Here is a 12,170-nt window from a genome sequence, read left to right on the forward strand (position 1 = left end):
CCGGGTGCGGCCGGTAGACTCTGGCTATGGCAGAGGATCGCATCGTCGCGCAGCCTCGTGCGCACAACATCGAGGCGCGGGAGAGCAGTGGCCCGGCCCCGTCGGGCCGCAGCGTCCGTGCGCGCCTGGCCCGGATCGGCGGACGTGGCACGCCGGGCAATCCTGTGCTGGAGCCGCTGTTCCGGGCGGTGAGGTCCAACCACCCGAAGGCCGACCTGGCCCTGCTCGAGCGGGCGTACGTCACCGCCGAACGCCTCCACGGCACGCAGATGCGCAAGAGCGGCGACCCCTACATCACCCACCCGCTCGCGGTGACCACGATCCTCGCCGAGCTCGGCATGACCGAGCCGACCCTGGTGGCAGCGCTGCTGCACGACACCGTCGAGGACACGCCCTACACGCTCAAGGAGCTGACCCGGGACTTCGGTGAGGAGGTCGCCCACCTCGTCGACGGCGTCACCAAGCTAGACAAGGTCACCTACGGCGACTCCGCGCAGGCCGAGACGATCCGCAAGATGGTCGTGGCGATGTCCCGCGACATCCGGGTGCTGGTGATCAAGCTCGCCGACCGCCTGCACAACATGCGTACGCTGCGCTACGTCCCGCAGAAGAGCCAGGAGCGCAGCGCGCGCGAGACCCTCGACATCTATGCGCCGCTGGCCCACCGGCTCGGCATGAACACCATCAAGTTCGAGCTCGAGGACCTCGCCTTCGCGACCCTCTACCCGAAGATGTACGACGAGCTCGTCCGTCTCGTCGCCGACCGCAACCCGTCACGGGAGAAGTTCCTGGCCCAGGTCATCGACCAGGTCGAGCGCGACCTGCACGAGGCCCGGATCAAGGCGACGGTGACCGGCCGACCGAAGCACTACTACTCGATCTACCAGAAGATGATCGTCGGCGGTAAGGACTTCTCCGACATCAACGACCTGGTCGGCATCCGGATCCTGGTCGAGGACGAGCGCGACTGCTACTCCGTCCTCGGCATCCTGCACTCGCGGTGGAACCCCGTCCTGGGGCGCTTCAAGGACTACATCGCGATGCCGAAGTTCAACATGTACCAGTCGCTGCACACCACCGTGATCGGCCCGCAGGGCAAGCCGGTCGAGCTGCAGATCCGCACCTTCGCGATGCACCGCCGTGCCGAGTTCGGCGTCGCCGCGCACTGGAAGTACAAGGAGGACGGCCGCAACGGTGTCGACACCGACCGGCCGATGGACAACGACATGAGCTGGGTCAAGCAGCTCATGGACTGGCAGTCGGAGGTCAACGACCCCGGCGAGTTCCTGGAGTCGCTGCGCTTCGAGATGAAGCGCACCGAGGTCTACGTCTTCACACCCAAGGGCGATGTGATCGCGCTCCCCGCCGACGCGACCCCAGTCGACTTCGCGTACGCCGTCCACACCGAGGTCGGCAACAAGACCATCGGCGCCCGGGTCAACGGCCGTCTTGTGCCGCTGGAGTCGACCCTGGAGAGCGGCGACGTCGTCGAGGTCTTCACCTCCAAGTCGCCCAACGCCGGTCCGTCGCGGGACTGGACCTCCTTCGTCAAGTCCAACCGCGCCAAGGCGAAGATCCGGCAGTGGCACACCCGTGAGCGCCGCGACGAGGCCATCGAGAAGGGCCAGGACGCGATCGCCCGGCTGATGCGCAAGGAGGGCCTGCCCCTCAAGCGGCTGATGTCGCGCGAGTCGCTCATGCTCGCCGCCGACCACTTCGACCTCGCCGACGTCGACGCGCTCTATGCCGCGGTCGGCGAGAGCCACCTCTCCGCCCAAGCGGTCGTACGCCGCGTCATCGAGGACCACGGCGGCGACGACGGTGCCGCCGAGGACCTCGCCGAGGCCATCAACGTCGGTCGCAGGCGACACGGCAAGGTCTCCACCGCCAACTCCGACGCCGGCGTGATCGTCAAGGGCTCCCCGGACGTCTGGGTCAAGCTAGCCAAGTGCTGCACGCCGGTGCCTGGCGACGAGATCCTCGGCTTCGTCACCAAGGGTGGGGGAGTCTCGGTCCACCGCACCGACTGCACCAACGCCGCCGAGCTCCGCTCCCACCCCGAGCGCCTGCTCGAGGTCGAGTGGGGCTCCACCTCCAACTCGGTCTTCCTGGTCAACATCCAGGTCGAGGCGCTCGACCGGGCCCGGCTGCTGTCCGACATCACGATGGCGCTCTCCGACGCCCACGTGAACATCCTCTCGGCCCAGCTGACCACCACCCGCGACCGCGTGGCGAAGTCCCGATTCTCCTTCGAGATGGCCGACTCCAAACACCTGGACACCGTCTTGAAGCAGGTACGCACCGTCCCCGGCGTCTTCGACGCCTACCGCGTCACCCAGTGAGAAAGTGAGCATCTCGTGGATCCGTTCACCTGGTTTCTGATCGCCGCAGGCGTCGTCTTCATCGGCGCGATCGTGTGGCTGGTGCTGAGAAAGCCGTCGGGAGGCATCGATGAGTCCGTCGCGAGCCGGAACCGGGGCCAGGCCCTGGGAGAGGCCGAGTATCAGGGGCGCCCGCACCACGGCGGCTCTGACGGTGGGATCTCCGGCGTCTTGTGACCCGACGCCGAGTCGGCTCGTCATGACGAGCCGACTCGGCCGGATTCCTGGTCAGAACGCGCCGACTCGGCACGCCTGAGTGGGACAGACGCGCCGAGTCGAGGGGTGGGTCAGGAGAAGTCGGCGCTGGCGCGCTTGGCCATCTCGAGGAACTGACGACGCGACTCGAGGTTCTCCTCGAGGCTTTTGATCTTGCGGGCGTCACCCGAGGCCTGGGCCTTGGCGAGGTCGCTCTCGACCTGGGCGATGGCCTCCTCGAGCTTGGCGATCATGTCGTCGGCTCGAGCGGACTTCTCCGGGTCGGACTTGCGCCACTGGTCGTCCTCGGCGGACTTGATGGCCTGCTCGACCTTGCGCATCGCTCCCTCGAGCTCCTTGATGCGGTCGCGCGGGACCTTTCCGGCCTCGTCCCAGCGGTCGGCGATGTCGCGGAAGGACCGCTTGACCGCGTCGAGGTCGTCGCCCTTCTCCAGCAGCGGGAGGAGCTCCTGTGCCTCGGCGAGCAGACCCTCCTTGACCACGGCGTTCTGCGCGAACTCGGCGTCGAGCGCCGCGTTGGCAGCGTCACGGGCACCGAAGAAGACGTCCTGGGCGGCCCGGAACTGCTTCCAGAGCTTGTCGTCGACATCCTTCGGCGCCGGCCCGGCGGCCTTCCAGTCGCGCATCAGGTCGCGGTAGCGCCCGGCGGTGGGGCCCCAGTCGGTGGAGGTGGAGAGCTGCTCGGCCTCCACGATGATCCGCTCCTTGATCACCTTGGCGTCCTCGCGCCGGGCGTTGAGCTCGGCGAAGTGGGCCTTGCGGCGACGCGTGTAGGCGGTGCGCGCCGTCGAGAAGCGCCGCCACAGCGCGTCGTCGGACCCGCGGTCGATGCGGGGGAGCGCCTTCCACTGGTCGAGCAGCTCGCGCAGCCGGTTGGCACCGTTGCGCCAGTCGTTGCTCTGGGCCAGCTTCTCGGCCTCGTCGACGAGAGCCTCCTTGGCGACCTTCGCCTCGGCCGCCTTCGCGGCCCGCTCGGCCTTGCGGGCCTCGCGCTGGGTGGCGATGACCGGAGCGAGTGCCTCCAGCCGGGCCACCAGCGAGGCCAGATCACCGACGGCGTTGGCGTCGGTCACCTTCTCCACGACGGTCTTGACCGCCGCGGTCGCCTCGTCGGGCGACGTCTTGCCCGCATGCACGCGCCGCTCGAGCTGCTCCACCTCGAAGGCGAGCTGGTCGAACCGGTTGGTGAAGAAGGCAAGCGCCTCCTCTGGCGTGCCTTCCGGGTATTGCCCCACGGAACGCTCGCCCTCAGCGGTCTTCACGTAGACCGTTCCGTCTTCCTCGACCCGACCCCACTGCTCGCTGGTCACAATGTCCCTACTCTTCGCATGAGGCGCTAACCTCTTATGAAATCTCCCCCGCCGGACACCGTGCTCGTCACAGGCCCGGTCGGCTCAACTTGCAGGTCCCCGTGGTGTCCCGGCACACCTCGGGATGCCCATCGTAGTCAGACGCCACGATGCGGCGCTGCACTGTACCGCTGGATAGGGTGTTTCTCGTGTTGATCGCAGGCTTTCCCGCCGGTCCGTGGGGCACCAACTGCTACGTCGCCGCCACCGGTCCGGGCACCGAGTGTGTCGTGATCGACCCCGGGAAGGACGCCGCCAAGGGCATCGAGGAGATCGTCCGGGAGCAGCGCCTCAAGCCGGTCGCCGTGCTCCTCACCCACGGCCACGTCGACCACATGTGGTCCGTGACGCCGGTGAGCAGGACGTACGACTCGACGGCCTGGATCCATCCCAACGACCGTCACCTCCTGGCCGACCCGCTCCAGGGCATCTCGCCGGAGTCGGCGCAGATGCTGCTCGGCATGCCGCAGGGGACCTACGACTTCGTGGAGCCCGACGACGTCCGCGAGCTCGCTGACGGCCAGGCCATCGACCTGGCCGGGATGAGCTTCCTGATCGACCATACGCCCGGGCATACCGAGGGGTCGGTCACCTTCCGGACTCCCTACCCCGACCACGCCGAGGTCAGTGACGTGATGTTCTCCGGCGACCTGCTCTTCGCGGGCAGCATCGGGCGTACGGATCTCCCCGGCGGTGACCACGCCACGATGCTGCAGTCCCTGACCACCAAGGTGCTGCCCCTCGCCGACGACATCGTGGTGCTCCCCGGACACGGCGAACAGACCTCCATCGGTCGCGAGCGCGCGACGAACCCATTCCTTCAGGACCTGATCACCACACCATGAACAAGCCAACACCGCTCTCGGGCTTTCCGGAGTTCCTGCCGAGCCAGCGCACCGTCGAGCGCGAGGTCATCGCGACCCTGAGCCGCACCTTCGAGCTGCACGGCTTCGGCAACATCGAGACCCGCGCCGTCGAGCCGATGGACCAGCTGCTGCGCAAGGGCGACACCTCCAAGGAGGTCTACGTCCTGCGCCGGTTGCAGGAGGAGGACAACGCCAGGGACAAGGGGATGGGGCTCCACTTCGACCTCACCGTCCCCTTCGCCCGCTACGTGCTGGAGAACGCCGGCAAGCTGGAGTTCCCATTCCGCCGCTACCAGATCCAGAAGGTCTGGCGAGGCGAGCGCCCGCAGGAGGGCCGCTTCCGCGAGTTCGCGCAGGCCGACATCGACATCGTCGGGCGCGACACCCTGCCGTTCCACCACGACGTCGAGGTCGCCCGAGTCATGCTCGAGGCGCTCGGCAAGCTGACCTTCCTGCCCGGGTTCACGCTCCAGGTCAACAACCGCAAGCTGATCCAGGGCTTCTACGCCGGTCTCGGTGCCCCCGACGTCGAGGAGACCATGCGGCTCATCGACAAGCTCGACAAGATGCCGGCCGAGGAGGTCGGCAAGCTGCTGGTCTCCGAGGCGGGGCTGACCGACGAGCAGGCGGCCAAGTGCCTCGAGCTCGCCACGATCACCGCCACCGACGACTCCTTCGTGGAGAAGGTCCGTGCGCTCGGGGTCGAGAGCGAACTGCTCGAGGAGGGCCTGACCGAGCTGGCCACGCTGATCACCGCCACCGCGCCGCTCAACACCGATTCCGTACGCGTCGTCGCCGACCTGAGCATCGCCAGGGGCCTGGACTACTACACCGGCACCGTCTTCGAGACCCGCCTGGACGGCTACGAGTCGCTGGGCAGCATCTGCTCCGGTGGCCGCTACGACGCGCTCGCCAGCGACGGCAAGACCACCTACCCGGGAGTCGGGATCTCGCTCGGCGTGAGCCGCGTCCTGGTGCCCCTCGTGCAGAAGGGCGTGCTCGACGGCGACCGCAAGGTCCCGAGCACCGTGCTGGTCGCCGTCTCCGACGAGGAGAGCAGGGCCGAGGCCGATTCGGCGGCCCAGCAGCTGCGCGCTCACAATGTTGCCTGCGAGGTCTCGCCCAACGCCGCCAAGTTCGGCAAGCAGATCCGCTTCGCGGAGCGCCGCGGCATCCCGTACGTCCTCTTCGCCACCGAAGGCGGCTACGAGATCAAGGACATCCGCACCGGCGACCAGGTCCCGGCCGACCCGGCCACCTGGACGCCGCAGAACGAGAGCGACCTGAAGCCCCAGGTCGTCGCGAACAACGAGGAGAAGAAGTGATCCGCACCCACGACGCCGGCACCCTGCGTGCCGAGCACGTCGGCCAGACCGTGACCCTCGCCGGCTGGGTAGGCCGTCGACGCGATCACGGCGGGGTCGCGTTCCTCGATTTGCGTGAGGCCAGCGGCGTGGTCCAGGTCGTCGTCCGCGACGAGGAGATCGCCCACGCGCTCCGTAACGAATACTGCATCAAGGTCACCGGCGAGGTCGTCGCGCGCACCGAGGAGAACCGCAACCCCAACCTCGCCACCGGCGAGATCGAGGTCGTCGCCAAGGACCTCGAGGTCCTCAGCGCCGCCGCGGCCCTCCCGTTCCCGATCGACGACCACGTGGAGGTCGGCGAGGACGTACGCTTCAAGCACCGCTACCTGGACCTGCGCCGCACCGCGCCAGGCAACGCCATCCGCCTGCGCTCGAAGGCCAACAAAGCGGCCCGCGACGTCCTGGCCGGTCACGACTTCGTCGAGATCGAGACCCCGACGCTGACCCGCAGCACCCCAGAGGGCGCCCGTGACTTCCTGGTCCCGGCCCGCCTGCAGCCGGGCTCGTGGTACGCACTGCCGCAGTCCCCGCAGCTGTTCAAGCAGCTGCTCATGGTCGGCGGCATGGAGCGCTACTACCAGCTCGCCCGCGCCTACCGTGACGAGGACTTCCGCGCCGACCGGCAGCCGGAGTTCACCCAGCTCGACATCGAGATGAGCTTCGTCGAGCAGGACGACGTGATCGCCCTCGGCGAGGAGATCGTCGCGGCGCTGTGGAAGCTGATCGGCTACGACGTGCCGCTCCCGCTGCCGCGGATGACCTACGCCGACGCGATGGCCAAGTACGGCTCCGACAAGCCCGACCTGCGCTTCGGCATCGAGATCACCGAGTGCACCGACTACTTCTCCGAGACGACGTTCCGCGTCTTCCAGGCGCCCTACGTCGGCGCCGTGGTGATGCCGGGCGGCGCTAGCCAGCCGCGGCGTCAGCTCGACGGCTGGCAGGACTGGGCCAAGCAGCGTGGCGCCAAGGGCCTGGCGTACGTCCTGGTCCAGGAGGACGGCTCGCTGACCGGTCCGGTCGCCAAGAACCTCTCCGAGACCGAAGCCGCCGGACTGGCCGCTCACGTCGGCGCCAACCCCGGCGACTGCATCTTCTTCGCCGCCGGTGCGCCCAAGTCGAGCCGCTCCCTGCTGGGTGCCGCCCGGCTCGAGATCGGCAACCGTCTCGACCTCCGCAAGGACGGCGAGTGGAGCTTCCTGTGGGTCGTCGACGCGCCGCTGCTCGAACCGGCCTCCGAGGCCGTCGAGTCCGGTGACGTCGCGGTCGGCGCGGGGGAGTGGACCGCGGTCCACCACGCCTTCACCAGCCCGCAGGACGTCGAGAGCTTCGACAAGGACCCCGGCAACGCCATCGCCTGGGCCTACGACATCGTCTGCAACGGCAACGAGATCGGCGGTGGCTCGATCCGTATCCACCGCGAGGACGTGCAGAAGCGGGTCTTCGACCTGATGGGGATCGGCGAGGAGGCGGCCGAGGAGAAGTTCGGCTTCCTGCTCGAGGCATTCAAGTTCGGTGCCCCGCCGCACGGCGGCATCGCCTTCGGCTGGGACCGCGTCGTCGCCCTCCTCGCCGGCACCGACTCGATCCGCGACGTCATCGCCTTCCCGAAGACGGGTGCCGGTTACGACCCGCTCACCGCGGCCCCGGCGCCGATCACCCCCGAGCAGCGCAAGGAGGCCGGCGTCGACGCCAAGTCGGCTCCTGCGGCGCCCGGTGAGGGCGAATAGGCGAACTGAGCGCCCTTCGCGCACAGCCAACAGAGTCTCCGGGACCGGTCCGCCGGTCCCGGAGACTCTCGTCGTTCAGCGGTGAATGGCAAGAATCCCTCCCGATCTGCCGTATCACTGGTTGAAATCGGATCGTTACCGGTACGGGGCGCATCCGAGCAAAGGGATCACATAGAGTTCCATCCGTCGACCTCGTGGGTCGGACGCTGCCGTGCGACGGCGGCACCCACAAATACGACTAGACAGAGGAACCATGAGCGAATCGGCCACCGTGTTCGAAGGTGAAGAACTCTCGGGTGGATCGACACCTTCGTCTTCGCCTGAGGAGGCGAAGAAGTTCGCCGGCAAGTCACCGATGAAGCTGGCATGGATGCGGCTTCGCAAGGACAAGCTGACGATGGTGTCGCTGACAGTGGTCATTCTGGTAGTCCTGGCTGCGGTCCTGGCCCCCCTGCTCGTCAGGATGGGCGTGCTGGACCCGTTCAGCTACAACCAGGAACTGCTCGACGCCAACACCATCCCCGAGGGCAGCTTCAGCGGCGCGAGTGCCGCCCACCCCCTGGGCGTCGAGCCCGGCACCGGCCGCGACGCGATGTCCCGGTTCTGGTACGGCATCACGTTCTCGCTGATCATCGCCCTCGTCGCTGCCATCCTGTCGGTGATCATCGGCGCGGTCATCGGGATCGTCGCCGGCTTCAGCGGTGGCTGGGTGGACGCCGGTCTGAGCCGCTTCACCGACCTGACCCTCTCCTTCCCCTCGACGATGATGCTGCTGGCGCTCTCGGCCCTCGGCCTCGAGCTCGTGCAACAGCTGACCGGCCTGCCCAACGGGCCGCTCGCGCAGGGGATCTACTGCACGGTGGTGCTGGCCATCTTCGGCTGGACCAGCACGGCCCGGGTGGTGCGAGGGCAGGTGCTCTCGATCAAGCAACGGGAGTTCGTGGAGGCCGCGATCGTCCTGGGTGCCTCCAAGCCGCGGATCTACTTCAAGGAGATCCTGCCGAACCTGTGGGCCCCGCTGCTGGTCCTGGTCACCCTGATGATGCCGGCCTACATCTCGGCCGAGGCAGCGCTGAGCTACCTCCAGGTCGGTGTGAAGCCGCCGACGCCTACGCTCGGCAACGTGCTCACGGACTCGTTGAAGTACGCACAGGTGGACCCGTTCTACTTCTTCATGCCCGCGATCATCATCGCGACGATCGTGATCTCGTTCAACCTTCTCGGGGACGGGTTGCGAGACGCCCTTGATCCCAAGGGTGACAGGTGAGCCTCGGGGCTCCGTCCACACACAGGTGACCCGCCCGGGACACCGTTACGGCGTCAGTTGTCAGAGGCTGACGGCGACCACACCAAGGAGAAACGAATGCTCAAGAAGCGAGCTAAGTACGTAGCGGTCAGCGCCGCTGGCGTGCTCGGTCTTTCGCTGGGCCTGGCTGCCTGTGGCGGCGGGGACGGCGGTGGCTCGAGCTCGGCAAACACGTTGACCATCGTCGCTGAGGACCCGATCGACCACCTGGACCCGCAGCGTATCTACGTCGGTGAGACCATCTCGCACACCACGCGTCTGGTCTACCGCAAGCTGCTCTCGAACCCGGCGTCGACCGACCCCAAGGTCTCGAGCAAGCCGATCCCCGACCTGGCGACCGACGAGGGCACCTCGACCGAGGGCGCCAAGACCTGGTCGTTCACCATCAAGGACGGCGTGAAGTGGGAGGACGGTTCCGAGATCACGTGTGAGGACTTCGCCTACGGCGCCTCGCGCAACTTCGCGGCCGACGAGCTCACCGGTGGTCCGGGCTTCTACCTGACCGCGAAGCTCGCGCTCAAGGGCGAGTACCCCGGCCCCTACACCGCGACCCCGGAGCAGCAGGCCGACTTCGACCAGGCGGTGACTTGCGACGGCAAGACCATCACCTACAAGTTCAAGTCGCCGTGGCCTGACTTCCCGCTGGCGATCTCGTCGCTGCACATGATGGACCCCTACAAGAAGTCCTTCGACAAGGGTGCCAAGAACGACGACAAGATCTTCTCCAACGGCCCGTACAAGGTCGACACCTGGAACGCCCAGAAGGGCGGCACCCTGGTGCGCAACGACGAGTACGACCCGGAGACCGACGACAAGTCGCTCCGTGAGGCGAAGCCGGACAAGGTCGTCTTCAAGTTCGGTGAGAAGGCGACGACCATCTACGAGAAGCTCTTCTCGGACAGCCCCGACTCGCAGGCGACCATCGTCAGCGGCTCGCGCGTCCCGCCGGAGTTCTTCCCCCGCCTCACCGAGGCCGGTGTCAAGGACCGCTATGTCCAGGTCCAGTCGCCGTACGTCGACTACCTGGTGCCGAACCAGAACCAGATGAAGGACCCGAACGTCCGCAAGGCGCTGGCCCAGGCGACCGACGTCGAGTCCTGGATCGCCGCCGGCGGTGGCGAGAAGGCCTACACCCCGGCCGACTCGATCGTGAACCCGGCCGTTCCGGGCTACGTGCCCAACCCGGCCTACAAGGACCGCAACCTCAAGGGCGACCCGGCTGCGGCGAAGAAGACCCTGGCCGACGCCGGTGTCAAGACGCCGTACCCGATCACCTTCTCCTACCCGCAGAGCGACACCGCTGACAAGCAGGCCGCCGCGCTGGTCGAGGGCTGGGAGGCCGCCGGCTTCAAGGTCACCCTGGACCCGCTGGGCGACGTCTACTACTCCAACATCCAGAAGCCTTCCAACAAGGCCGACGTGATGTGGGGCGGTTGGGGTGCCGACTGGGGCTCCGCGATGACCGTTACTGCCGCGCTGTTCGACAGCCGTCAGATCGAGAAGACCACCAACGGTCAGAACTACGGCAACTACAAGAACCCTGCGGTCGACAAGCTGTTCGACCAGGCCGCCAACTCCGCCACCATCGAGGAGCAGAACAAGTTCCTGCAGGAGGCCGACGCGGTCATGGGTGAGGACGTCGCCTACATCCCGCTGGAGATCGCGACCTTCAACTGGGTCCACGGCTCCAAGGTGAAGGACTTCATCACGACCGATGCCTCCTCGTCCTACCCGGACCTGGGCCCCATCGACGTCGAGGACTGATCCTTCAGCTCCGCAACACCGTCGGGGCGGCTCTCTGAGCCGTCCCGACCCTGGAGGCGGGGCTCGCAAGAGCCCCGCCTCCCCCATGTACCTGGACACGATTCCCCCCGGACGCCACCCCACGACGGTGGTCCGGCCGATCCAACGAAGGTGAGACCCACCGATGGTCGCCTACATCATCCGGCGCGTGATCGTCGGCTTGCTCATGCTGGTGGCGATGAGCTTCATCGTCTTCGCACTGTTCATGAAGAACCCGGTCGACCCGGCACAGTTCTCCTGCGGCAAGAACTGCCCCCCCGAGCGCATCGAGGAGACCCGTCAGGCCCTCGGCTACGACCAGCCCCTGCTGGTCCAGTGGGGCAACTTCGCGAAGGGCGTCGTCGTCGGCCGCGAGTACCCCGCCGACGAGGCGATGCGCGAGGCGAACCCCGAGCTGGTCACCGAGTGCGCGGCTCCCTGCCTGGGCTACTCCCAGCAGCTGCAGATGACGGTCAACGCTGAGATCGCGGAAGCAGCACCGATCTCGATCTCGATCGCCATGGTCGCGGTCACCATCTGGGTCATCTTCGGTGTTCTGTTCGGCGTGCTGGCCGCGATCGTCAAGGGCTCTCTCCTCGACCGCGGCGTCGTCGGCGCAACGCTGGCGCTCTACGCGTTCCCGACGTTCTTCGTGGGGGCGTTGCTGATCAACTTCGTAGCCATCAAGTGGGGGATCTTCCCGGCCCCCGGATACGTGCCGATAGCCGAGGGTGGTGTCGGGCAATGGCTGGTCCAGCTCATCCTGCCCGGGTTCACGCTCGCGGTGGTCTACATGGCGGGCTACGTACGCATGACCCGGGCGTTCGTTCTCGAGTCGATGAGCGAGGACTACATCCGCACCGCGAAGTCCAAGGGCGTCAAGAGTGGCAAGGTGCTGTTCAAGCACGCGCTGCGCGCGGCGCTGACCCCGCTGGTGACCATGTTCGGTCTCGACTTCGCTGCCGTCCTCGGCGGCGCGATCATCACCGAGGACGTCTTCAACTACTACGGTCTCGGAAAGCTCGCGGTGACGGCGAACGAGACCTACGACCTTCCCACGATCGTGGGCCTGGTGCTGCTCCTCGGGGCTCTGGTGATCATCGCCAACATCATCGTCGACGTCCTGTACGCCTTCATCGACCCGCGCGTGCGCGTCGCCTGAGGAGGATCTGA

Annotated in this window: 9 protein-coding genes; 8 read left to right on the forward strand and 1 reads right to left on the reverse strand. The window is 67.2% G+C overall.

Translation table 11 applies throughout. From position 1 onward, the window contains the following. Positions 1-26 precede the first annotated feature (26 nt). Complete coding sequence (locus ACW14X_RS27195) at positions 27-2,342, forward strand: RelA/SpoT family protein (protein ID WP_160022884.1); 2,316 nt, start codon at positions 27-29, stop codon at positions 2,340-2,342. Between the two features lie 15 nt (positions 2,343-2,357). Further along, positions 2,358-2,558, forward strand: a complete 201-nt coding sequence (locus tag ACW14X_RS27200; RefSeq protein WP_378829680.1) for a hypothetical protein — start codon at positions 2,358-2,360, stop codon at positions 2,556-2,558. A 110-nt stretch (positions 2,559-2,668) separates the two neighbouring features. Here the strand turns inward: ACW14X_RS27200 and ACW14X_RS27205 are convergent, their stop codons facing one another. Then, the gene (locus ACW14X_RS27205; protein WP_160022890.1) at positions 2,669-3,907 is read right to left on the reverse strand and encodes a DUF349 domain-containing protein; all 1,239 of its coding nucleotides are present in this window, start codon (positions 3,905-3,907) and stop codon (positions 2,669-2,671) included. Positions 3,908-4,095: 188 nt separating this feature from the next. Here ACW14X_RS27205 and ACW14X_RS27210 point away from each other — a divergent pair, with 188 nt between their 5' ends. The 6 genes from ACW14X_RS27210 to ACW14X_RS27235 all read left to right on the forward strand — a co-directional run bounded on the left by ACW14X_RS27210 (position 4,096) and on the right by ACW14X_RS27235 (position 12,159). Next, on the forward strand, positions 4,096-4,791 hold the full coding sequence (locus ACW14X_RS27210; protein WP_160022892.1) for an MBL fold metallo-hydrolase: 696 nt from the start codon (positions 4,096-4,098) through the stop codon (positions 4,789-4,791). After that, complete coding sequence (hisS, locus tag ACW14X_RS27215) at positions 4,788-6,137, forward strand: histidine--tRNA ligase (protein ID WP_350842560.1); 1,350 nt, start codon at positions 4,788-4,790, stop codon at positions 6,135-6,137. Before ACW14X_RS27210 ends, hisS begins: the two co-directional genes overlap by 4 nt. Further along, positions 6,134-7,909, forward strand: a complete 1,776-nt coding sequence (aspS, locus tag ACW14X_RS27220; protein WP_457163948.1) for an aspartate--tRNA ligase — start codon at positions 6,134-6,136, stop codon at positions 7,907-7,909. The genes hisS and aspS overlap by 4 nt, the downstream gene beginning before the upstream one ends. 253 nt (positions 7,910-8,162) lie before the next feature. Beyond that, a complete protein-coding gene (locus ACW14X_RS27225) occupies positions 8,163-9,176 on the forward strand; it encodes an ABC transporter permease (RefSeq protein ID WP_350842564.1) in 1,014 nt (337 codons plus the stop codon). 96 nt (positions 9,177-9,272) lie between these two features. Next, positions 9,273-10,979, forward strand: coding sequence for an ABC transporter substrate-binding protein (locus tag ACW14X_RS27230; RefSeq protein WP_350842566.1), 1,707 nt, complete (start codon positions 9,273-9,275; stop codon positions 10,977-10,979). Positions 10,980-11,142: 163 nt separating this feature from the next. Beyond that, positions 11,143-12,159, forward strand: a complete 1,017-nt coding sequence (locus tag ACW14X_RS27235; RefSeq protein WP_350842568.1) for an ABC transporter permease — start codon at positions 11,143-11,145, stop codon at positions 12,157-12,159. Positions 12,160-12,170: the final 11 nt, after the last annotated feature.

This window comes from Nocardioides sp. YJ-D4 (genome assembly GCF_054031495.1).